At 49.1% G+C, this 22829-nt stretch carries 19 protein-coding genes and 1 pseudogene; 10 read left to right on the top strand and 10 right to left on the bottom strand.

The annotated features are described in order from the left end of the window. The first annotated feature begins 79 nt into the window (after window positions 1-79). From QT397_17220 to QT397_17205, 4 genes are all read left to right on the top strand, one after another. A complete protein-coding gene (locus QT397_17220) occupies window positions 80-409 on the top strand; it encodes a hypothetical protein (GenBank protein ID WNZ54621.1) in 330 nt (109 codons plus the stop codon). Window positions 410-570: 161 nt separating this feature from the next. After that, entirely contained in the window at window positions 571-1461 is an 891-nt protein-coding gene (locus tag QT397_17215; protein ID WNZ54620.1) for a hypothetical protein, read from the top strand. A 138-nt stretch (window positions 1462-1599) separates the two neighbouring features. Then, entirely contained in the window at window positions 1600-2124 is a 525-nt protein-coding gene (locus tag QT397_17210) for a hypothetical protein (GenBank protein WNZ54619.1), read from the top strand. Between the two features lie 127 nt (window positions 2125-2251). Beyond that, the gene (locus QT397_17205) at window positions 2252-3220 is read left to right on the top strand and encodes an SDR family oxidoreductase (GenBank protein WNZ54618.1); all 969 of its coding nucleotides are present in this window, start codon (window positions 2252-2254) and stop codon (window positions 3218-3220) included. Window positions 3221-3250: 30 nt separating this feature from the next. On the opposite strand, the gene QT397_17200 is transcribed toward QT397_17205, so the two are convergent. The 5 genes and pseudogenes from QT397_17200 to QT397_17180 form a co-directional block, all read right to left on the bottom strand. Next, window positions 3251-3802, bottom strand: coding sequence for a hypothetical protein (locus QT397_17200; protein WNZ54617.1), 552 nt, complete (start codon window positions 3800-3802; stop codon window positions 3251-3253). Window positions 3803-4140: 338 nt separating this feature from the next. Next, window positions 4141-4575: pseudogene (gene tnpA, locus QT397_17195) on the bottom strand (IS200/IS605 family transposase). Between the two features lie 544 nt (window positions 4576-5119). Then, the gene (locus tag QT397_17190; GenBank protein ID WNZ54616.1) at window positions 5120-6283 is read right to left on the bottom strand and encodes an alpha-hydroxy acid oxidase; all 1164 of its coding nucleotides are present in this window, start codon (window positions 6281-6283) and stop codon (window positions 5120-5122) included. Between the two features lie 150 nt (window positions 6284-6433). Continuing rightward, on the bottom strand, window positions 6434-7273 hold the full coding sequence (locus QT397_17185) for a right-handed parallel beta-helix repeat-containing protein (protein ID WNZ54615.1): 840 nt from the start codon (window positions 7271-7273) through the stop codon (window positions 6434-6436). A gap of 672 nt (window positions 7274-7945) precedes the next feature. Continuing rightward, window positions 7946-8374, bottom strand: a complete 429-nt coding sequence (locus QT397_17180; protein ID WNZ54614.1) for an Rrf2 family transcriptional regulator — start codon at window positions 8372-8374, stop codon at window positions 7946-7948. A 116-nt stretch (window positions 8375-8490) separates the two neighbouring features. Here QT397_17180 and QT397_17175 point away from each other — a divergent pair, with 116 nt between their 5' ends. Further along, window positions 8491-9390 (top strand): NAD(P)/FAD-dependent oxidoreductase, encoded by a 900-nt coding sequence (locus tag QT397_17175; GenBank protein WNZ54613.1) that lies wholly within the window; start codon window positions 8491-8493, stop codon window positions 9388-9390. A gap of 374 nt (window positions 9391-9764) precedes the next feature. On the opposite strand, the gene QT397_17170 is transcribed toward QT397_17175, so the two are convergent. The 4 genes from QT397_17170 to QT397_17155 form a co-directional block, all read right to left on the bottom strand. Continuing rightward, window positions 9765-11150 (bottom strand): L-serine ammonia-lyase, encoded by a 1386-nt coding sequence (locus QT397_17170; GenBank protein ID WNZ54612.1) that lies wholly within the window; start codon window positions 11148-11150, stop codon window positions 9765-9767. 188 nt (window positions 11151-11338) lie between these two features. Beyond that, entirely contained in the window at window positions 11339-12316 is a 978-nt protein-coding gene (gene cmoB / locus QT397_17165) for a tRNA 5-methoxyuridine(34)/uridine 5-oxyacetic acid(34) synthase CmoB (GenBank protein ID WNZ54611.1), read from the bottom strand. A gap of 7 nt (window positions 12317-12323) precedes the next feature. Beyond that, window positions 12324-13067, bottom strand: a complete 744-nt coding sequence (gene cmoA, locus QT397_17160; GenBank protein ID WNZ54610.1) for a carboxy-S-adenosyl-L-methionine synthase CmoA — start codon at window positions 13065-13067, stop codon at window positions 12324-12326. 101 nt (window positions 13068-13168) lie between these two features. Next, window positions 13169-16078: an insulinase family protein gene (locus tag QT397_17155; GenBank protein WNZ54609.1), complete on the bottom strand. Its 2910-nt coding sequence runs from the start codon at window positions 16076-16078 to the stop codon at window positions 13169-13171. A gap of 221 nt (window positions 16079-16299) precedes the next feature. Here QT397_17155 and QT397_17150 point away from each other — a divergent pair, with 221 nt between their 5' ends. Genes QT397_17150 through QT397_17140 form a run of 3 tightly spaced genes read left to right on the top strand, consistent with a single transcriptional unit; the run spans window position 16300 to window position 18092 of the window. Beyond that, window positions 16300-16986 carry a DUF599 domain-containing protein gene (locus QT397_17150; GenBank protein ID WNZ54608.1) on the top strand — a complete coding sequence of 229 codons (687 nt, stop codon included), beginning with the start codon at window positions 16300-16302 and terminating at the stop codon, window positions 16984-16986. After that, the gene (locus QT397_17145; GenBank protein WNZ54607.1) at window positions 16973-17308 is read left to right on the top strand and encodes a nucleotide pyrophosphohydrolase; all 336 of its coding nucleotides are present in this window, start codon (window positions 16973-16975) and stop codon (window positions 17306-17308) included. Before QT397_17150 ends, QT397_17145 begins: the two co-directional genes overlap by 14 nt. Then, on the top strand, window positions 17301-18092 hold the full coding sequence (locus tag QT397_17140) for a methyltransferase (GenBank protein WNZ54606.1): 792 nt from the start codon (window positions 17301-17303) through the stop codon (window positions 18090-18092). Before QT397_17145 ends, QT397_17140 begins: the two co-directional genes overlap by 8 nt. Here QT397_17140 and QT397_17135 read toward each other — a convergent pair. Continuing rightward, complete coding sequence (locus QT397_17135) at window positions 18089-18598, bottom strand: DnaJ domain-containing protein (protein WNZ54605.1); 510 nt, start codon at window positions 18596-18598, stop codon at window positions 18089-18091. The genes QT397_17140 and QT397_17135 overlap by 4 nt on opposite strands. 157 nt (window positions 18599-18755) lie before the next feature. Between QT397_17135 and msrA the strand changes: the two genes are divergently transcribed. After that, entirely contained in the window at window positions 18756-19379 is a 624-nt protein-coding gene (msrA, locus tag QT397_17130; GenBank protein ID WNZ54604.1) for a peptide-methionine (S)-S-oxide reductase MsrA, read from the top strand. A gap of 2742 nt (window positions 19380-22121) precedes the next feature. Beyond that, window positions 22122-22769, top strand: a complete 648-nt coding sequence (locus QT397_17125) for a hypothetical protein (protein WNZ54603.1) — start codon at window positions 22122-22124, stop codon at window positions 22767-22769. The last annotated feature ends 60 nt before the right edge of the window (window positions 22770-22829 follow it).

The following is a 22829-nucleotide window of genomic DNA, read 5'->3' as shown; positions in this document are numbered from 1 at the left end:
TGGCTACTTACTGAATATCGGTTGTAAATTACCACTGATATACTCCGAGAATTGTCGCTTAATACAGCGCAGCTGGACAGTGAAAAGACTATGTTTTGATCCTGCAACCTCAACAACTGCTAGGATCAAAATGCGCTTATTAATGAAAATCCTGATACCGGCAAAGGCCGGCAACAAGTCCATTGCTGATGATAGTATGTCTGTGGCGATGAATGATTTTATCGCCTCAGCCAATCCTGAGGCTTCCTACTTCTTTTTGGAGCAAGGAAAGCGTGCAGCAATTTTTATTTTTGAAGAGAACTGTCAAGATCAGCTGATGACCTATAATGAAAAATTTTTTGCTGCCTTTGATGCTGAAATATGGATAACTCCGACTCTAAACCTTAGAGAATTACAGCTGAATTTATAGATATATATAATTAGGGTTTTTCATCTAGAAGGTCGTCAGAACATCGCAATTTCACCAGCGTACTTCTGTGGGTGCGTTCTGGTGGGCTAATGCTATTAGCACATTAAAAGGATACTTGTTGCACTGTACTGAAAAGTAGGGCAGTGGGAGTTTAACGTTCGATGACAACCCTATTTGAGAACGTATTTGAAGTTGTTATTCCCGTATTTATCTGCGTTCTCATTGGATACCTCTTCGCGGCAGGTAGGCAAGAATTAAATTCTAAAATGGTATCCAAATTAATGGCCCATATTGGATATCCTGCGCTGATATTGGATCAAATGCTGGGTCAGAAGATAGTATTGGGTAAGTTCCTGTGGATGCTGCTGGCAGCCTTTCTTATGTATTCGTTGATGTCGGTGCTAACCTTTCTGCTCTTATCTTTATTTAGGAAAAATATACGTACTTATTTTTCTTGTCTTAGTATGAATAATGTAGGCAATATCGGCCTCGCAGTATGTGCCTTAGCATTTGGGCATGCGGGAGTTCTATACGGAATTGCTTTTGTTGTTGTGGGAATGATTTTCTTCTTTGTGGTTGCTCCTGGAGTAACTTCGGGTAGTTGGTCTGCCAAGGAAATTATGCTTAGCCCAGCCATTTACAGTGTGGCTTTTTCTATAGTCGCATTGATCTTCAATATTAGCTTACCAAAGCCTGTCATGTCCTCTCTTAATATCTTGGGCGGTATGGCAATTCCTCTAATGCTGTTGACCCTCGGACATAGCTTGGCCCAAATTAAGCTGGGTGATACTAAGATTGGATTGGTCTTTGCTATTGGGCATATAATTCTCGGTGGTGCCGTCGCGCTTATTTTGACAAACTTGTTTAACTTTACTGGTGCTATGCGAGGGGTGCTAATTCTGCAATCCCTGATGCCATGCGCTGTTAGTACTTACCTCTGGATATCTATTTATCGCCCCCAAGATACCCCGAAGATATCCGGTATTATTTTCCTCTCAACTATTATGAGCATTTTTATTTTGCCTGTTGTGTTGACTTATTGGGTACAGTAGTTCATAGCTAGTGCCTGAGCTTCAGGCTATTTGGGAGTGATAAGGTGGTTCACTAAACTTCTGTGTGTTGTTCATTTGGCCTTCACAGTACGGAATTCACAGCCGTAGGTAGATTATTTAGGGAGGCTCCAGACTTCAATGCCAACACAGATTTTGACTGGGCGGCCACTCTTGTTGCTGTTGACGTTGCTACTTTTCATGCTGGCTGTGCCACTTCTTGTTCTTGCAACTCCCCATCCTCCAGGGCTATTAACCAGCTCCAATGATGATCAATATGCTAATGAGGAGCTATTGGGAGTTACATTTTTTCGAATGCTCCATCTGGAAAGTACTATGGATAAGCAGGTGCGCCCGGATAGAAAAATCCAAACACCACCGATCCGCCACTTTGAAGGTGCTACTGCCAAGAACTTTCAGGAGAAGATAGCCCATAAAAAATACCACCAGATTTGCGATCGGCAGTCACCTAAAGGGTTGTCTCTTTGCGAGGAGGCGAATTGGAAGTACAAGCAAGCGAAAGCCTGTTTACAAGCCAGGGAGGCTTGGGAAGCCCGCTGGGGCAGGCCGGATACTCAAGCTCCACATGGGAGAGCCCTGAAGAATGTCCGGGCTCGGCTTAAAAATGCTATTACTGACAAAGAACGCCTTTGTGGTATTGAATAGAATTCTAATAGCCAGCGATGCTTGGATAGTTTGTCATGCTCACTATGTAGTTGACGAGATAAAGGTGTGTCGAAAAAGTGGTCCGTGTAAACTAACGTGAATTCTACAGCTGAGAAATAGGCCCCCATTGAAAGGACGTATATTACTAACCGGCGCTAGTGGCTTTGTGGGAACCGCACTCTTGCCGCAGCTTCGCAAAGACGGTTACCAGGTTTTGCCGGTGTATCGCCGCGATGTTGAGGGTGGCTTTCAGATCGGTGACCTGTCAAGCAATACGGATTGGGCACAGGCGCTTGTCGATATAGATACAGTCATTCACACCGCTGCGCGCGTCCATGTAATGGAGGAGACCTCCGCTAACCCTCTGGAGGAATTCCGTCGGGTGAATGTTGGAGGCACTATCAAGCTGGCACAGCAGGCGGCTTCATCCGGTGCTAGACGTTTTATTTATCTTAGTTCTATTAAGGTTAACGGGGAGTCAACCGACAACCGCTTACCATTTAATGCGGATGAACAATGTGATCCTACGGATCCCTATGGGATTTCAAAGAAGGAGGCCGAAGACGCACTGCTTGAGCTGGCTGAGTCTACGGAGATGGAAGTTGTTATTATCCGACCACCTCTGGTCTATGGGCCTGGGGTCAAGGCGAACTTCCAAGCGATGATGCGTTGGCTTACCAAGGGGATCCCGCTGCCACTAGGGGCTATTCATAATCGCCGAAGCTTGGTATCTATCGGCAATTTGATCGACCTGATCCGCGTTTGTATTTCTCATCCCAATGCGGCAAACCAGGTATTTCTGGTATCCGATGATATGGATGTATCGGTAACAGATTTGTTGCGTGGTTTATCCCATGCCATGGGATGTGATGCTCGACTATTGCCTCTTCCCCAATTCGTACTCACCAGTGGGCTGAAGCTAATAGGAATGGGGGCAGTTGCCGAGCGCTTGTGCGGTTCACTACAAGTGGATATCACTAAAACCAAAGAGTTGCTTGACTGGACCCCCCCAGTGGCCTTAGGTGAAGGTCTGGTGGAGACGGCACAGGCATATTGCCAGGCAGGAAGCTCTCAGACCCCGCAAAAGAGCACTTAGTCAACATTTATTGCCTACGGAGAGGGGTAGTCACCCCTCGTAATTGGCAACCGCAGCGTAAAAACCAAGCAAGTAGGTTGCTGGAACCTCAATGGTAGAGCTGTGCCCGGATCTTGCTCTCAGTTTAAGTTTGAGTTTATCTCGATTGCGCACTGAAGCCAGTATTTGTTCCTCAGTGAGAGCAATATCCAGAATTTCTTCAAGCATACATTCATTGCCACTTACGCATTGAAGGACATTTTTGTTAATAGGAGCCGTCTCTACTGGCTGTCCGCCATTTAACTCCGCAGAATCATAGTGACGCCATGCCTTGCGATAGGTGATATGGATCTGTAGGTGGTACTTCGTTGATTCGTTAGTAGCGGGTTCAAATGCGCGGAGGTTGTAGTAGTAGAGGTTCAGGTCAGAGCCATCAGTAGTGGCCTGTAATTTCGGCCCTGAGAACTGAGTACCAGAATTTTTCCCACTAGCTTGGATAGATACCGCCTGTCTGATTTCCCCTGCCGTTTTTTCCGAGAGCTGAGTGACTGAACTACAGCCAGCCAATAAAACCGCTGCCAGAGTTAGTGTGAATTTGGTCATGGGTCTTCCCTGTTTTCTTTTCACTTCTTTTGGGGCGGAAGTATCGCATAGTTGGAGTGCTGGCTGAAACTCAAGGTTATCGTTTAGCTGGGTTTTGTCCTGAAGTTGTTATGCAAATGTACGAGTATGCGAGTGATTTATCAGAGGGGCAGTGTGTCACCAAAAGATAATCTGCAGCAAGTGTTATTTTGGGGGGATTATTTTAGGTGTGACAGATACGATGAATCATACTTTTATCAGGCTAAGCTAGTTAATGATAGAGAGAGATAATTAGTCTTGATGAATCAGCAACCACCCGCATAGCGGGTGGTATGGTGAAAGCCCCCAGAGGGGGCTATTTACAACCCCGCCAGTTGCATCTGCACTTGCCGGCGTTCTTCAACCTCTTGATGCTTGATGTACTCTCGAATCATCTGCTCATCAAGACCTACTGTGCTCACTCAGTAACCCTGAGCCCAAAAGTGTCTTCCTGTGAAATTTCTCTGCACATGCCTGTACTTCCGAAATATCTGGATCGCAGATTTCCCTTTCAGAAAACCAACCGTATTGGAAACACTTAACCTTGGAGGAATCATTAACAACATATGAATGTGATTCCTCATTGCGTACCCCTCGACCAACTCAATACCTTTTTGACGACATAAGTCTCGGAATATTGCTCCAATCTCATGTCTCAATGCTCCAAATAACGCATTCTTTCTATACTTGGGCACAAATGCCACATGGTACCTGCAATAATGTTTCACGTGAGCATGGCACTGCCAATCTAGCATATGGCCCCCTTAAAGAACTTGCCGGTTCATGGAGGCCATATTTTACTCTGCACGCCGGAACGGCGGAGCCTTGTCTAGTCTCACCGCCTGAGGCGGTGGTTTACCTATTTGTTAATTAACTGGGAGAGGTTTCACTAGTTGGTAAACTCTTCTGAGCCAATGCAAGGCATAGTTCCTTCATGTTCTTCACGAATCCACCTATTACAGCTGTAGTTCTGTAGTATAAACCCCATATCCAACCGATGATACCTGGCAAATAGTGCGGCTAGTAGAGCGGGCTGTGCCGGGGCTATTTCGACAGGTTTGTCGATTCTTTAAAGCTGGAGTGGGGTTAATTCCCTGTTCATTGGGGCGAGGTGATTTGTTTTGCTTGGGGCAGCCATTTAAGGCCAGTAAAATTATGCAAACCATTGATTGAATTGACCAGCGTATTGGCCGAAGAGCACTATTTCTAGGGGGAAGGGTATCCAAAAGAATTGGAAAATGCGGTAACAGTATAAGCTTTCGGCTTACACGACTCGGCGGGATGAACTGCCTGAGCTTTTCATCTGTTGGTTAGTTCTACCTTGCCGCAAATGCCTTCAAGATTACTAGCTCCGATTTGCTGCATAACCTGAGTTAACTGAGCTTTAAGTAGGTAAATTGCATGATTAGCTCCTTCATTGCCAAGGGCACAGACGCTATACATAAAAAATCTTCCCAGAAAGCAAAACTTTGCCCCTAGGCCACAAGCGCTTGCGATATCTACACCGGATCTTATTCCACTATCGATAGCCAAGGAAATCCTATCCTGATAGCTGGAAAACCGTCCCAGTAAGGGGAGAGTCGCTTCGCCTAAATCAAGTTGCCGTGCACCGTGATTGGATAAAATGACTCCATCCGCTCCGAGTTTAATCGCTTGTTGAAGATCGGGTTCACTCATTATCCCTTTAATAATAAGTTTATGGGGCCATAGATCTCTTATACGTTTGACACTATCAAAATCCAGTGGGCCCATAGTTGTGGTGTTCATAAACTCAGTTAGTTCAAGTTTTTTGTTATCGGTATCAATGTAAGGCTCTAGATTTTTAAATTTAGGGAGACCGTATCGCAATGTGGATAGGCTCCAATTTGGCCTGAGTATCGCTTGCCAGATATTTTTTACATTCAATTTCGGTGGCATTGCCAATCCGTTGTGGAAGTCTCTGGGGCGTAAGCCAAATGTAGGAACATCAATGGTAATGACTAAATGTTGGTATTGGGCAGAGGTTAGTCGGGATAGTAGGTCAGAAAGAATAGCTGGATCTGTTGGGTTGTAGAGTTGGTACCAGGCTGTTCCCTGTGAGACTTCAGAAATACGCTCCAGTGCTTCTGAGGATACAGTGCTGAGAATGAATGGGATATTGTGCTCGTATGCAGCTTTAGCGAGTATGACGGGTGCATTTGGCCACATAAGCCCCTGTAGCCCTATGGGGGCTATGCCAAATGGAGCACTGTATAACTTCCCAAGAAGCTCACAGTTTAAATTCGGAGTAGAGTTTGGACGGATATATTGGGGAGTGAACTTTACAGAATCGAATGCCTGGCGATTGCGGCATAAACCAATATCATCCATACAGCCCTCTATTAAGTACTCATAGGAGAATTTTGGAACTCTCTGCTTTGCGCGATTTTTTAGTCTTTGGGAGCTTGCGAAGTGGCGATTGAATCCATTGCTGCAGTTGGTCACACTTAGCTCCTAGTATTGTTATTGACTCAAGATTAGTTAGGTGGGTGATTGTTGCCTCATTTGGGTAGAATGTGTCGCTTTAATAATACTTAAAACCGCATCACCACCCCTCTAATAAGTGGTGATGCTGGATTTCGAAATACAGGTAGTTCATTCCAGACAGGCTGGATCAGCAGTTACGAAATTATTGGCAACCCATTGGTTGCTGCCTGTACAGTTTGGATCTATTCTATCCTTTAGGTCGAAGGGTAGATTGTTCTCGGCAGTATTCCCAAGTATTAAGTTATTAGATGAAGATTGACTGGTAATTACAATCCCTCCAGAATCTCCGGAAATACCATCACCATTATTCATTACTGTATTTTGTACTATCGTATTATTGTCTGAGGCTTCCATCTCTATTCCAGCTCTCTGACTGCCTGTTACGAAGTTAAAAGCCACTGTACCGAAATCATTATCGGCCTCAATGCCGTCACGGTCACTGAATTCAATATAATTCTGTATAACGCTACTGAAATCTCCCTGCATGTCGATACCATCTTCACCACTGAACTGTATATGATTTTTTATGGCGGTATTATTGTCGCTTCTTAGATCTATGCCATCTTCTAAGCTGTTAGTGATTGTCATATCTGAAATGGTATGGAATCCAGTGCCAACTACAAATATTCCATAATTGCAGTTGTTTACCGTTCCATCAGTAACAAGAGATGCCATGCCGGTGATACGAATACCCGCTGCATCGGTAAATAGTGGGAGGTTGTCAAGATTGCATGTTAGCGTATACCCATTCATATATAGACTCCCTGAAGGACCTTCAACAATGAGACCATTTTGGTTATCTATGTCTATCGGGCAGGTAAGATTCTCTGTAAGTACAGTAGGGGTTGTAATAGTATCACCACAATTGACAGCAGTTGCGCTGTTGGATGCAACAAACAGAATTGCGGTAAAAGTGCTTATTTTATACGATTTTCGAAAATTAATCATTTGTATCTCCTTTATTGATTTGAAAGTTATTGATGGCGAGTAAGTTTCCTGGCTAATTAGATCTCGCATCAATTTTGCATTCTGTCTCAATAGTCGTTTTTCTTAAAAGTATGATTGGTAATTTACTATCTGTTTTTTATTTGATTTTATTCGGGTTTCTAAAGTTAGGTTTCTTAAGGTTTGGCAGGGTAGGATATATTGTAGTTATTAGGTGAGGCTCTTATTGGCGACTATTTTACAATAAATCTTTATAAGCCATTTTTAATGGGTGATTGCTAGGTGAGTCTGCTCATATTTTGGTTGGTTTTGGGGGGTTAATTGTTTTAATGGTCAAAGTTCTAGTTTCTTTGTGGGGATTTTTAAGGGTGTGTTTGGGTTTTTGCTGCAAAATAATTTAACTTATACTAAGGTCCTTGAAAATGTTTATACTATTTTTCCGATTTGGATAGTTGCAGCCTGCTATGTAAACTAGATAACAGGGATGCCATAAATTTAGTTTTATTATTCTTAAGGAATACCTGGGGTTTCCAAAGTCTCTTGACGGAAAAAATATTTAATGAGCCTCCAGGCTTTCAATTTGAGGGGCAAGTCGCTTGCTAAATTTCTGGCAGAAGTGGGTGTTTGGGGGGCATTATAGGCAACGTAGCCTCGCTGGCCGTCTGGTTATAGTAGTTATTTCGAGGCTCCTGGTGGTTCGAAATCTCGCCCGAGCAGGTCTAGAGTGATCTCACCAAATCGCGTGAGCAAAATATTTTCTGCCTCATCCATTGCGTCTTTTAATGTGGCGTTAACGGCATGTTCAATAACGCAGTTAGTGTGTTCGTCTGTGAGGCCAATGGTAAAAACTGAGCTGTCTCCCAGCGCTTTATGGATATCCAGAAGTGTAATTTCATCCAAGGGCTTCGCGAGTGACCAGCCCCCATTGTGCCCTTTACTGGAGCGCACGTACCCCTGATCCCGCAATAGCGCCATAGTTCTGCGAGCCACCACAGGATTGGTGAGGAGCATAGCTGCCATCTTGTCTGAGGTAACCGGCTTGTCGGTCATGTTCAAATGGATAAGGACATGAAGTGCCCGGGATAATCGGCTGTCTTTGCGCATAATTCACCTAAGTTTCCGACCCTGCAGTTTATCACGAAACTTTTGCTGTTACGTGTGTTGTACGGTTTTGAATTTTTGTGTAACAATAAAAGTTACATGATATCGGAGGGGTGGCTATGGATACGGATGTATTGATTATCGGTGGAAGTTTTGCCGGTCTGTCTGCGGCGATGCAGCTGGTTCGAGGCAGGCGTAAGGTCGTTGTACTGGATGCTAAAAGACCTAGAAACCGCTTTGCAAAAGCGTCCCATGGAGTATTTTGCCTGGATGGTAAGACGCCCGAGGAAATTCGTAGCACGGCGCTTTCCCAGCTACAGGCTTACTCGAGCTTCCAGGTGGTTGAAGACACTGCGGATACTGTGGATGTTCATGAAGAGGGGTTTGCTGTTGCTGCACAGGGAGGTACCACCTTTAAAGCGAAGAGGCTAATTCTGGCAATCGGCATTACGGACCAGCTACCGGATATCCCTGGTGTGAAAGAGCGCTGGGGTAAGAGTGTGATTCACTGTCCCTATTGCCACGGTTATGAGCTGAGTGATCGCCCTTTAGGTGTGCTGGCTACCAGTGAGCTGTCTTTCCACCAGGCGGCGATGATTCCCGATTGGGGCGCAACTACCTTGTTTACCCAGGGCCAGTTTAATCCGCAGGGGGAAGTGCTCGATCATCTGCTGGCTCGTGGAGTAATGCTGGAAGAAGCCCCGATTACGCAGTTGGAGGGAGAGGGGGATAGTTTACGTGAAGTTGTTTTAGCGGATGGCCGCAAATTGCCACTGGAGGGTCTCTACGTGAGCCCCAAAGCGGAGTTGACCTCTCCGTTTATCGATCAATTGGGGTTGGAGCTGGAGGAGTCTTTTACCGGGCGGATTGTGAAGGTGGATGGCTTTAAGGAAACTTCTGTAAAGGGAGTTTTTGCTGCTGGGGATTTATCCAACCCGATGCAAAGCGGAACCTTTGCGATTGCATCCGGTACCATGGCAGGTGTTGGGGCTCATCGCTCGCTGATATTTAACCAGTGACTTTTAAAGTCCGGTGGGGGTTCGTTGGAGATATGCGACAAAAAGAATTTGGTATCTTTAGGGCTAAGGAGCCTCTGAATAACTCCATAATGCCTCTGCGGGTCTTGAAGGCTGCAGATGTTAGGCGCAGCTCGCCGCGAATGGCCGTAGCCCTTGGCAAGAGCTGCAACGCAGCAGCTGTGGCCTTCAAGGCCTGCCCTTCGGGGCTTGCAGAGCGATTCACACTCCGCGTTGCGACTTCTTGAAAGGTCTAGACATTCCTGCGAAGCCGCGCCTTGATTGTGAACCGCTCTGCACGCCAGAGGTATCATGGAGTTATTCAGAGGCTCCCTAAGTAAGCGGCAGGAGCGGATTTGTGCTCCTGCCGAAAAATATCAGCAGTTCACAGCGTTTACTGCGAGCCCGCCGAGAGAGGTCTCTTTGTATTTGCTCTGCATATCGATACCGGTTTGACGCATCGTCTCGATAACGCTGTCCAGCGGTACGATATGAGCGCCATCACCGCGCAGGGCCAGGCGTGCGCCGTTAATGGCTTTTACTGCACCCATGGTGTTGCGCTCGATACAGGGGACCTGCACCAACCCGCCGATTGGATCGCAGGTAAGGCCGAGGTTGTGCTCCATTCCAATTTCAGCAGCGTTTTCAATCTGCTGGTTGGTGCCGCCCTCTACGGCAGCCAAGCCGGCGGAAGCCATGGAGCAGGCGACGCCAATTTCTCCCTGGCAGCCCACTTCAGCGGCAGAAATAGAGGCATTCTTTTTAAACAGCATGCCGATAGCACCGGCGGTGAGCAGGAATTTCACTACCTGGTCTTTCAATTCACCGTGAATATTGCTGTCGTGGACAAATTCCACGTAGTAGGCGATAACGGCGGGAATCACACCGGCGGCACCGTTAGTGGGTGCGGTGACGATGCGCCCGCGCGCGGCATTTTCCTCATTGACGGCGAGGGCAAATAGACTAACCCAGTCGAGAATGGCGAGGCCGTGGTTGCGCTCTTCCGGACTCTGTTTGCTCAACTCCCGGTAGAGTTCAGCAGCGCGGCGGCGAACATTGAGGCCGCCGGGCAAGATGCCATTCTGGTGGCAGCCTCGCTCAATAGAGGCATCCATTACTTTCCAGATATTCCACAAACGGTCTTTGACCTCCTGCTCGCTGCGGAAGGCTTTTTCGTTTTCCATGGCCAGCTCGGCAATGGTCCAACCGTGATGATCACAGATCTTCATCAGCTGTTCCGCATTGCTGAAGTCATAGGGCAGCAGGGTAGCGATCTCCTCTTTATGAGCGAAATCTTCTTCTGAGAGCACAAAGCCGCCGCCAATGGAGAAGTAGCTGCGCTCGAACAGCAGCTCTTCGCCAGCATAAGCCTGGCAGGTCATTCCGTTGGAGTGCTGGGGAAGAAATTCCTCCATATGGAAAACCAGGTCGCGCTCGCGAATAAATTCGATATCCTGGTCACCGTTTAATAGCAGGCGGCGCTCGCTCTGGATTTGCGCCATTTTCTCGTCAATCGAGTCGACATCAATGGTGTCCGGAGATTGACCCAGAAGCCCCATCAGTACCGCCATATCGGTACCGTGACCAACCCCGGTCAGGGCCAGTGAGCCGTATAAATGGACTTGTACGCGGTCTGTGCGGGGCAGTTGGTCCCGGTCTTGCAAATCCTGCACGAATTGGCGGGCAGCGACCATGGGGCCCACCGTGTGGGAGCTGGAAGGGCCAACCCCAATTTTGAAAAGCTCAAAAACGCTAATACTCATAAATATTCTCTGCGCCGGGCTGCATCCTGCGGCAGCCCTCCCTAAAGGATATAGTTGCACTATTTAGGGGCGCACTTTGCCTTATGAGTCGCAACAATCAAGATGGTGCTCCCCATTCCGTACAAAATTCTATTAGCAGCAAATTTTGCGGAATTTATGAGTTCCCAGACCTTATGCGTGTAGACAAGCTACGGCGCTTCCGCGACCAAAACCGCTCTCTTGGGCGCGGGGTGACCTTCCACGGTTTTGTCTGGCGATTCCGGGTCGAGAAAATCTGCCAGGGATTCGAAGTGCATCCAGTCGGTGCGCCGCTGTTCCTCCAGGCTGGTGGTGTTCAAATCCACGGTCCTGGGGTTGCGGAAACCGCACTTGCGCAGCCAGCTCTCCAGGGTGGCGCAGCTGGGGAAAAACCACACATTGCGCATCTTTGCATAGCGGTCTTCGGGTACCAGGCAATCGCCGAGTCCGCCGTCGATAACCAATGTCTCCAGTACAAGCTGGCCGCCGGGGCGGAGGGTCTCGCGCAATTCGCGCAGGTGATCCATGGGTGAGCGGCGGTGATAGAGCACCCCCATGGAAAAAGTGGTATCGAAAGCGCGCAAGTTTGCCGGGAGCGCTTCAATACCCAGGGGTAACAAATCCACCGGTGCTTCCTGGCCCAGGTATTTTTTCAGCGCATAAAATTGTGCGACAAATTTGGCGGAAGGATCAATACCGATTACGCGGCGCGCGCCGGCACCGTAGGATCGCCAGCAGTGGTACCCATTGCCACAGCCCACATCGAGCACCAGTCGATTTTTCAGTGGTGCCAAGTGCGGAAGTACCCGATCCCATTTCCAATCGGAGCGCCACTCAGTATCAATATTCAGCCCAAATAACTCCCAGGGGCCTTTGCGCCAGGGGTGTAATTTGCGCAGCTCCCGCTCCAGGGCTTCGAGTTGTTCCGGGCTGGCATCGGCGGCAGTGCCCGCGCTGACTTTGCTGTTGAGTTCGATAGCGGAGGGCGTGATTTCCGGTAGGGCTTCCACCGCTGCGCGCCAATCGGGCAGGTCGCCCCAGCGATGAGGGCTCAGGTTTTCAGCCACCTGTGTTGGCAGCTGGGCCAGCCAGGTGCGCAGGGCGGGAACGTGTTGCAGGCCTTGATAGAGTTGGGTGTAGTCGATCACGGGGTACTTACTTTTCCGGCGCGCCTTTGATGGCGATTAAAGAGGCAAAATTAAAACACTGGAACCAGACATCGACACTGGTAAAGCCGACATTTTTCAGTCGTGTGCGGTGGGTATCCAGAGTTTCCGGAATTAATACATTCTCCAGGGCAGAGCGCTTCTGTGCGATTTCCAGCGCGCTGTAACCGTTGGCGGCTTTAAAGGAGTGGTGCAGTTCGATCATTAACTCGTTATGGGCTTTATCGGCGAAGTCCACTTTCTCGGAAATAATCAGAATGCCGCCGGGGCGTAAACCATCGTGGATTTTCTGCAGGATTTCTTCGCGCTCTTCCACCGGAATAAATTGCAGAGTGAAGTTGAGCACTACGACCGAGGCATTTTCGATAGCAACGTTTTGCAGGTTGTCGCAGATAAGTTGAACGGGAACCTCACCGCTATCGGCTTCGAGGACCGTGCGCGCCTGATCAACCATGGCTTGCGAATTGTCTACAGCGACGATCTCACAGTCGGCAGCGGGAATGCGATGGCGCATGGCCAGGGTTGCCGCGCACAGGGAACTGCCCAGGTCATAGCAGCGGCTTCCGGCTTGGGCGTAGCGCTCTGCCAGCGTGCCGATCATGGCTACGATCGTGGTGTAGCCGGGCACGGAGCGCTTGATCATATCGGGAAAAACTTGCACCACCAGGCGATCGAACTCGAAGCCAGCTACCTGGCCCAGTGGGTTTGCATAAATATTGTCGTGTTTACTCATTGGAACTTCGCTAGAGGATAACGGCGATAGATCGGCGCCGGTTTTTGGCCGGCGCCGCAGAGCTTCCCCGGACAAATTGCCGGGGAATCGTCGAGCTCCAGTTAGAGCTTCTCTTCCTTCAGGTTGAGTTTGGCTGCCGCTTCGCTACCTTGGGGACCGGTAACAATGGCGGTACTGGCCTTGCTCGGGTCCAGATAGGTGGCTCCGACGCGTTGCAGGTCTTCCAGGGTAACTTCCGTAACCTGCTTGCGGAATTGTTGGCGCGTCTCGTGGGTGCGACCGTAAAGGCCCGAGTGGAAGTTCTTCTTGGCTTCACCAGCGGGGGAGCCGGGTTTATCCAGACCGCCGACGACGCCGAGGATCGCTTCCTCAACCTGTTCTTCCTTGTGCTTCTCTTCGGCCAACCACTTAAGGGATGCGTCGAAGTCCTCCAGGGTTTCACCCATACGCGGATCGCGGTAGGAGTAGAAGCGGAATACGCCGATATTGCTGTCGTGGCCGGCTCCGCCGCCATAGGCGCCGCCCTGTTCGCGGATGGTGCGATGCAGGAAGCCGTTGCGCAGGAAGCCGCTCAAAACCGACAGCGGGGCCGCATCCGGGTGGGACATAGGTACAGTAGCGTAGGCCTTGGCACAGAAGTTCACCTGGCTGTTGGCAACCCAGAGTTCCTCGATTTGTTTGCGTTCGAAAGGTGCAGCGGGGTTGGCTGCGGCGATGCTGGAAGTCGAGGTCAGTGGCATCAGTGTCTGGCTGAAATCGCCAATTTTCTCTTCTTCACCCACCAGCAGGAACTGGCGCGGTGCTGCGAGGATTTTCTGGTGGATAGCCTGGAATTGGGTGGAAAGGTCTTGCAGGCCTTCCTCTTTTTCCAGTCCGGCAACCAGGGCTCGCAGGTTGCGCAATCCCAGCAGACCACCGCTGGCATGGCTCTCCCAGGCGGCGCGGTTGTAGCCGGCGCTGGCGGCAGCCATGGCGAGGGCGTGGCCGTTGCCGACAACACCCTGTTCGCGGCGGGCGAGAGTTTGCAGTAGCAACTCCTTGATGCGGGCGTGCTCGTCAAAACGCACCTGCTCCATAGTGGCTTGCATCAGTTCAGTCAGGCCGCCCTGATTGCGAGCCAGCGCTTTACCGGACAGGATAAAGTGGCCGGACAAGAGATCCAGGTTGTCGATGGCAGTACGGCTGCTGGTGAAACCGTGCAGGGCGCCAACCACGCTGGTCTGCCACTGCTGGACTTCCAGGTAGTCTTTTTCACCCAGGCCAACTTCGCTCAGTACCTGGCAGTAGTAGGGCAGCAGTTGTTTTTCGGTTTCGGTGAATTCCGGCAGCGCGCAGACCATTTGTTGGTAAACCAGGCCGTTGGTGCCCGCGCTATAGCGGGTCAACTTCTGGGGGCCCAAGTCTATTGCTTCGCCTTCGACATCCGGAAGCTCTGCGGGAATATCTTCCACGCCGACCTTGGGCAGGATAGAAGCGTCGTCCTCGCGGTTTTGTCGATCGGCCAGGGCTTTGGCGGTTTCGACAATCTGTGCTTTTTCTTTTTCGCTGAGAGCGGCTTTGATTTCCGCCAGCTGGTCTTTCTCCGCCTGCTCGCGGCGCGCAGCCAGCTGCTCATCGGGACTCAGTACCATACGTACGCGGTGCTGGTTCTCCAGCAGAAGTTCACGGGCTTTATTGGCGATAAACTTCGGATCTTTGATCTGCTCGCGCAGTCGCTCCAGGGTGGCATCGATATTCAGCAGGCCAATGGCATCGCCACGGTGAGTGGCGCCGGTCAATGCGGTGAGAATCAATTGCAAGCCGAAGGGGTAGCCGTCGCCACCAATCTCCCGCTGTTGCAATTCCAGCTGGTGCAAGCTGGCTTCTACCTGTTCGTAGGGGATGCCGTTTTCCGCCACGTCCCTCAGCACGTCGAGAACTTGTTGCTCAAGCTCGTCGGCACTTTCGCGTTCGCTACCCTCAATGCCACAGACAAACACCAGTTCGCGTTGGGAATCGTCCAGGCCAACCAGCGGAGAAGGGGAAGTGCCCAGGTCGGTGGTTTCCAGCAGCTTCATCAAAGGTGAAGCGCTGTTATCCAGCAGTACGCCGGCGAGCAGGTGTGCGGTCAGGGCTTCTTCAAGATCGGTGACATCACCCAGCAGCCAGCTCAATACGATATGGGTCTTGGCCTTCAGAGGCTCGCCATTTAACGGGTAGTGCTCTTCGACTTTCAGCGGCGCCTGGTAGCGGTCTTCGCGCCCAACGGAAATGGTCTTGTCGAGTTTCTCGAACTTGTGCAGCGCTTTTTCTTCAAACGCGGCCTGGTGTTCCGCTGCGGGAATATCACCGAAAGTCATAAAGGTGGCGTTGCTGGGATGGTAGTGGCTGCGGTAGAAGGCAACCAGCTGCTCGTAACTCAGCTTTGGAATATCAGTAGGTTCGCCACCGGAGTTGTAGTGATAGGTGGTGGTGGGGAACAGATATTTGCTCAGGGTGTGCCACAGCTGCGAGGTGACGGAGCTCATGGCGCCTTTCATCTCATTGAACACGACACCTTTGTAGACGAGCTCGCTGCTCGCATTATCCGCTTCGGCAAATTCCAGGCGATGGCCTTCCTGGGCAAAGTCCAGCGGGTCCAGGCGCGCAAAAAATACCGCATCCAGATAGACGTCGAGAAGGTTGTCAAAATCCTTTCGGTTCTGGCTGGCAAACGGGTAGGCGGTCCAATCTGAACTGGTGAAGGCGTTCATAAAGGTATTGAGTGAACGCCGGATCATCATAAAGAAGGGATCGCGCACCGGGTACTTGTCACTGCCGCACAGGGCTGTGTGTTCAAGAATATGGGCGACACCGGTGGAGTCTTCGGGCACGGTGCGCAGGGCGACAAGGAAAACATTTTCCGAGTTGTCTGCGGCGATGTGCAGGTGCTGGGCACCGGTCGTAATGTGTCGGTATTCCTCGACGCGCACGCCGAGAGAATCAATATCTGCGCTGGTAACCAGTTCAAATGCAGGATGTGAGTTGCTCAAAAGACAGCTCCCTGGAGTTATATGAATTTTCTGGCCGGCCACTGCTGCCGGCGAAAGGGCGCTATTCTACCGCTTGCACACATCGGAAAGACAGTGTTGACAAGGATGCCAGTAGGGCGAAGACTTCGCTTGCCGAAGCTACGGCATAAATGTAGACGAACACGGAGATATTAGAGGTTGTCCTGGTTGGATATTGCCAGTGTCATTGGCTTTTTTATCACATGGGTGGGTTACACTGTTTTTGCGCGAAAAAAGCCAAAGAAACCTGGTGCCTTACTTCATCCCTTCAGTGGTACCGCGTTGAATGGATGATGCGTATGCTCGATAGGGATATGCGCATGGCCGATACCGCTATTCTCAGTAACCTGGAGCGAGTCATTGGTTTTTTTGCCTCCACCAGTATTCTTATCCTGGCGGGTTTAGTGACGGCTTTGACGGCGAACAAGGCCGCCATCGAAGTGCTTACCAGTTTGCCTTTTGCGGAGCCCACCACCGTTGAGCAGTTTGAGCTCAAGGTGATGTTGTTGATCCTGATTTTTATCTTCGCCTTTTTCAATTTTACCTGGTCACTGCGCCAGTACTCCTTCGCCAATGTACTCATTGGTGCAGCACCGCCGCCGGAAACTGGTGATCTATCCGAGGAAGAGCGACGCCGGTTTGCCATCAGTACAGCCAAGGTGATCGACCATGCGGGCCACAGTTACAACTACGGTCTGCGCTCTTATTATTTCTCAATGTCAGTGCTGGGCTGGTTTATACACCCAATCCTGTTTGTTGCCGGATATTTGTTTGTTGTCTGTGTTTTATACAGGCGTGAGTTTCTGTCCCGCGCACTGAATTCAATTTTGGCGGCCCGGGAGGGCGGGCTGGAGCGCCAGCAGAGGAAAAAATTTGATGAAAGACCGTGAAATCCTGGCGGCTTTTGATGAAGTCGCTGAAATGCGCGGCTGGCAGTCACTGCATACCCCAAAAAACCTGGCCATGGCGCTATCTGTGGAAGTTGCAGAGTTAGGGCGACACTTTCAATGGTGCAGCGATAAAGATATCCAGAATCTAATGGCAGGCGACAAGGCCGAGCAAGTTGCCGCTGAACTGGCGGATATTCAGATGTACTTGAGCAAACTGGCCGCTGTACTGGGGGTTGATATGGAAGAGGCGCTACAGCGCAAATTCGCTGAGAACCGCCGCCGATGCAATGAGGCTTTGCAAGGTGAGGGCTCCGATGGGTGACAGCCTGCATAAAGATCGAAACTTTGACGATCTCGCTCACCGTTTTCGCAACCGTATCTATGGCGGCCTTAAAGGGGATATCCGCCTGGCAGTGCTCAACCGGGATCTGGCGCCGCTGTTGGGGAGCGAGCAGCGCATTCTAAAAATCGTTGACGCTGGGGGTGGCCAGGGCCACTTTGCCATGGATCTGGCTGAGGCTGGGCACGAGGTTTTTCTCGCAGATATTTCTGCGCAGATGCTTGAACTCGCAGATGCGGAAATTCGCCAGCGCCATCTGCAAAAGCAAATGACCTTGCTGCATAAACCCCTACAAGAACTGCCGCAAATAGAAGCGTTAAAGGGCGCAGACCTGGTAATTTGCCACGCTGTGCTGGAATGGTTGGAACAGCCGCAACAGGCATTGCAGCAGCTGCGCAGCCTGTTAAAGCCTGGAGGGCATCTTTCGCTCACTTTCTACAATCGGCGTGCCCTTGAGTTCCGTCTATTACAGCGGGGCAGCTTTCGCCAGCTGGACCGCAATATTGAAGGGGATAACTGGGGTGGCCACCCTGGCAGCCTCACTCCACAGAATCCACTTTTGCCGGAATGGGTGGAAGACTGGTTGACCGAAGCGGACTTTTCCGTGGTTTGTCACAGCGGCATCCGCTGCTTCCACGACTTTATGACGCCATCAATCCGGGAAAAGTTGCCCGCGTCGGCCATTGTGGAAAAGGAGCTTGAATACTCCCAGGTGGACCCCTATCGGCAATTGGCCAGGTATATCCACCTGCTTTGTAAGGTTTAACCAAGAATGCTCAGTAGCAACTCCTTGGCGGCGTTGATACGCGATGCCAGGTAATCGTTGCCGCCGCGATCTGGGTGGAGTTTTTGGATTAATTTGCGGTGTGCACTAATGATTTCATCTCTGCCAGCATCGGCATCAACGCCAAGGATACGGCGCGCTTCGTGTTCCGAGAGTGGCGGGCCCTCGGTGTTGTGTGGCGGCGGATGTTGAGTGGCCCCTGGGTTTGGGCGCCTGTTTGAATACTTTTCAAACAGTGGCATCAACCAGGGTAAATAACGGGAGAGCTGACTGAGTAAGCGGCCCAACACAGGAAGAATGAGCACCAGCGCTGCTCCTACCCAATGCAGGCGCCCGGTAATAGCCAGCACAACCACTATTGCGGCGACGCCGGCGATGCTGGCCATAAAAATCTGCTTGCGCCGCTCCTGCGGTGAGCTAGATTTGATTTTTTGCCAGAGATACCAGGCACCGATGGCGATTAAAATCAGTAAGATTAAGCGCGCCAATGACGACTCCTTATAGTGTTGATCTGCCAATGTTTGTTCTGCGTATCATAGAGTCCTCTTAACTACTTGATTCGCGGATTAATATTACTTGATCTGGGAGGATAAGCGCCTTAGAGCTATCCTGACAAAAGAAAATACCTGCACTTGAGAAAACAGTATGCAATACGACAAATTTCAGATACCCGATGCGGACCAGGTGCTGCCCGGTCGGCCCCAGCCGATGGAGATCAGTGGCACCCACTTTGTAAATGGCAACACCATTAAAGAGCCATTCCCTGAGCACCTGGAAGTCGCCATTTTTGGTATGGGATGCTTCTGGGGCGCAGAGCATGTGTTCTGGGATACGGATGGTGTGTTTGCCACTGCCGTTGGCTACACTGATGGCGCCACCGAAAACCCGAACTACGATGAAGTCTGCACCGGCCGTACAGGGCACGCAGAGGTGGTGAAAGTAATCTTTGATCCCAAAAAGGTGAGCTACGCAGAACTCCTGCGGGTCTTTTGGGATCACCATGACCCAACCCAGGGTATGCGCCAGGGTAACGATATCGGCTCCCAGTACCGTTCCTGTGTTTTCTGTCTGAACGAAGGCCAGAAACAGGAGGCGGAAGCGAGCAGGGCGGCTGTGCAAGAAGCGTTGGACGCCAAAGATCGTGGGTCAATCACCACCGAAATTAGCATGGCTCAACCGTTCTACTACGCCGAGGAGTACCACCAGCAATATATGGCTAAGAATGAAGACGCGGTTTGCCCAATTCTTCGCAACCCAATGCATGACTAAGAATTGATAGATTGCAGAAGCAGGCGGCGCGGTGACTGCTGCCTGTTTTTGTGATGCTTGGCACAGTTACTTTCCCGTCACTTTCTTTTTCCCACCTACCTTCACCAAGTTAGTTTTCCTGCATTTGGATGTAGACAAGTTTTGGCCAAAGTCTAAAAAATTAAGCCTGCAATCTAAAGTTATCTGCGCTCTCGGCGCGTAAAGTCTTATCTCTAGGTTAGCGTAGAGAGTGCCTTGGAACGCTTCATTACTTGATGTAGCGGTGGCTTAAATATAGGAACAGGTTACAAGTTTCGCTTTAGCCGCGTACTTAGGCACAGAGACATAGTAATGAAATACGATAGCAGGTTTAAGGAGAGATAATGTGGGTAAATAGAATTGCGAGAGCACATAGAGGGGTTAAAACCTGGGGATTTTCGCAAAGTTCACCTCGGAGCTGGGTGCACTATGCCAAGTATGGTCCGCGTGGAATATGTGCCGCGCTCAGTGCGCACTGGATCAAGACTCATGCGGTAGATGATAAAAGCCTACCAGACAAGCTTGGATTAACTCCATGCTCTATAACTCTAGGTCCAATAAGATATCCCACTTATAGATCGCTTAATACAGGTGAATTAGTCAAGGTGGCAAAGGATTTTCATTTTTGGACTAAGGGGGAGGTAGGCAGAGGGATAATATCGATAATTGGTTAATTCACAATGGTCTTACTAAGGCGAATGAGTATTGCACTAGTTGGGCAGATTTAGCCCTACAAAACCTTGCACCAATAGTACCGGGCAATCCGCAGCCACCTGCGAACCCCATTCCACCGGTTAATAGATGTCTTGTAAATGCATTTGGACGCTTTCAAGAAACCTATGGATATGTTTCTATTAGTTCACGGCGTGCTGGACATGCAATAGCTGTTTGGATCGCGGATGAGCGTATTCCCACTGAGGTTGGTGCTCTGTTCTTTGACCCAAACTATGGTGAATACCGCTTCCCATCAAAAAATGATTTTCTTAATTTTTTTGATGCTTTTTATCGCCATGCTTATTTGTCACGTTGGCAAGCTTACTCGGGTCAATGGAATGTTAATGCTTACAAGATAAGCGCTTGGTAATAATTTTTAGTTTTGAGTAAGTAGTGTTGAGTTTCAGGTAATGAAATGGCAAGAATAAATCTGATTTAATCGCGACTTGTTGAGGGTGAGTTCACTGGTGTGCACAATAGTCGATCCAGCTGTCGGGATAGGAGGCCGGCAACTTGCCCGCCGTTACCGATAGAAATTAATTTAGGTGTAATGGGTCGCCACTGCTGTAAGTCCGCTAAATGTAATCACAATCCGTAGAGATATTGTGAGATTATTTAAAGGTTCCCTCGGTTATCAGGGGCTCTTGGAGGCCGGTCCCCTTAACTTACCTTTAATTACCCTATGTCGAAAAGCGCCTAAAACCTAAAAATATTTATCCAGTACCCAATGAGGCCGACTTTGTAAATGGCAATACCATCAAAGAGCCATTATATGGCTAAGAGTGAAGATGCGGTTTGCCCTATTCTTCGCAACCCAATGTACGACTAAAAATTGTTAGATTGCAGAAGCCGGCGGCGCGTTGAATGCTGCCTGTTTTGTGCTGAGCAGAGCTCCCCCCATCAATTTTCTTTTTTTCTGCATTCTCTAAGTTTATTTCCCGTTATTGGGCTGTCTTCAACTTATGTCCAAGATTTAGAAACTAGCGCTCATATCATTGAGTCGATTATGGGGTCTAGGGCATAACAGTGCACCTGGTTGTGGCTGCTTGACCTGGGGAGCTTCAAATTTCGATTAGCTTGAGGCAAAGGTGTTAAAGGAGAGGCTCATCTTACCTTAATTGCAAATCCAGGCTTTAGCGCGAAAGCAGCATGACGAAGCTTGTGATGACATCGGTACCCAGCACCCAGGCTATCTAGGCCCATAGGATACTTCATTATGCCGGATTGCTAAGGAAACCTAATTAATAGTTATGCGCAGTTGCCTCATGATCGGATGTATTCAATCAAAATACCACATTACTGTGGAGGAACTTCTGAAGGACCCTGTATTACTATTGCATCCAATAACTAATATTCTATTGATGCACATCCTAACTGTCTAGGAAGCGAGGTATCGAAGTAAATTAGGGGGATATGAATATGAGCAATATTGAACATGAATGAGATGGGGGACACTTAAAAGCGGACATCTGAAACAAAATAATAACTATATGCGTTATGGTATAACTAGTTTATAGGAATTCTGCCTGTTTTCATTATTTGGTGATTATCTATGGATTTGTTGGGGGTCTTCAGGTGTATCTGGACGAATGCCCCGTATTTTACAATAACGATCATGCTTATTGGGGGGTAAGGATATGGTGGATTATTATCTGAAACCAAGGAGTTAAAAACTAAAGCCCATAAAATAAAGCATTTAGAGGTTCCTCAAGATAAAATATAGAAATTATTAGCATCATAAGAAGAAGTGAAAACAATGGGTGTAAATTCAGTCGGTAGCACAAGAGCAACAAGTGGAGCGCCTCAGCATAAAAATAATACACAAGGTAAGCGATCCGCTGAGCGTAATACATGTCGAAAAAGATTAATCGAAGCGCGCAGGGCCGATCTCTGCGGCCGAATTTTTACTAGATTCTGTGGCAGAAAACAAACTGATCACGCCCCAAAGCCGTCCGTCCGAATCAAATAAAGACTAAGTCACTAAGCCTAGGGGACATAAAACCTACGGTTATGTCCACATTAATTTACAAAAGTCCTCACCGTGCAGCCTTATTACTTACACATGTGAGTTCCGATCAACAGAATGGCATGATTGAACAGCTAGATCCAGGCCAGCAAATGAAGTTACTTGGAGGCTGTCGGGACCCAGGAATGGATAAGCTCGCGGACAAGCTTTGTCAAAATTTGAACAACAGTCAAATTTTTGATGGATATCTAAACGCAACCGATGGAAAGTACCTGAGACGGAACTATACATGCTTTATTCATAGGATTAAATCCGATAACAATCTATTCTTTGGGCTCGTATCATATCTTTTTGATGGCTCAGTAGCACTGATGTCTGTGATGATCCATAAGCAAAACCTTGCGCTCGCTGCAATTTTATCTACCCAGCTGAAACCTGAACAGCAACATAATATTTTCAAACAATTATTTCCTGATCGGCAGTTGAAGCTGTTGGTAAACCTTCGAAGTAATAACTTGGGTGCATTGGCAGATAAGTTGTGCGGAGAAATTAGCTATAAAGAAAAGGAATCTCTGATACACTTCAATGCAGTTTTACTGGACAAAGGGAAGCTTGGTGAAAACTGCGCACATGAGGTGAAAGATTTCTATAGTAGGCTCGGTGGTGAAGCACAAGAAAAAAATATTGGATGATATTAGGGTGCTGCATACAGGAAAGGGTGCGAACGAAGATTATTATCGGACAAGAGGGGA

Origin of the sequence: Microbulbifer sp. MKSA007 (assembly GCA_032615215.1) — a bacterium.
GTDB lineage: Bacteria > Pseudomonadota > Gammaproteobacteria > Pseudomonadales > Cellvibrionaceae > Microbulbifer.
This window is presented reverse-complemented; position numbering and strand designations above follow the sequence as displayed.

Bases quoted from the DNA above. Each gene is read 5' to 3' on its own strand.
- QT397_17215 (WNZ54620.1), top strand. From the start codon at position 571: ATGACAACCCTATTTGAGAACGTATTTGAAGTTGTTATTCCCGTATTT.
- QT397_17210 (WNZ54619.1), top strand. From the start codon at position 1,600: ATGCCAACACAGATTTTGACTGGGCGGCCACTCTTGTTGCTGTTGACG.
- QT397_17200 (WNZ54617.1), bottom strand. From the start codon at position 3,802: ATGACCAAATTCACACTAACTCTGGCAGCGGTTTTATTGGCTGGCTGT.
- QT397_17185 (WNZ54615.1), bottom strand. From the start codon at position 7,273: ATGATTAATTTTCGAAAATCGTATAAAATAAGCACTTTTACCGCAATT.
- QT397_17180 (WNZ54614.1), bottom strand. From the start codon at position 8,374: ATGCGCAAAGACAGCCGATTATCCCGGGCACTTCATGTCCTTATCCAT.
- QT397_17175 (WNZ54613.1), top strand. From the start codon at position 8,491: ATGGATACGGATGTATTGATTATCGGTGGAAGTTTTGCCGGTCTGTCT.
- QT397_17170 (WNZ54612.1), bottom strand. From the start codon at position 11,150: ATGAGTATTAGCGTTTTTGAGCTTTTCAAAATTGGGGTTGGCCCTTCC.
- cmoA (WNZ54610.1), bottom strand. From the start codon at position 13,067: ATGAGTAAACACGACAATATTTATGCAAACCCACTGGGCCAGGTAGCT.
- QT397_17150 (WNZ54608.1), top strand. From the start codon at position 16,300: ATGGGTGGGTTACACTGTTTTTGCGCGAAAAAAGCCAAAGAAACCTGG.
- QT397_17145 (WNZ54607.1), top strand. From the start codon at position 16,973: ATGAAAGACCGTGAAATCCTGGCGGCTTTTGATGAAGTCGCTGAAATG.
- QT397_17140 (WNZ54606.1), top strand. From the start codon at position 17,301: ATGGGTGACAGCCTGCATAAAGATCGAAACTTTGACGATCTCGCTCAC.
- msrA (WNZ54604.1), top strand. From the start codon at position 18,756: ATGCAATACGACAAATTTCAGATACCCGATGCGGACCAGGTGCTGCCC.
- QT397_17125 (WNZ54603.1), top strand. From the start codon at position 22,122: ATGTCCACATTAATTTACAAAAGTCCTCACCGTGCAGCCTTATTACTT.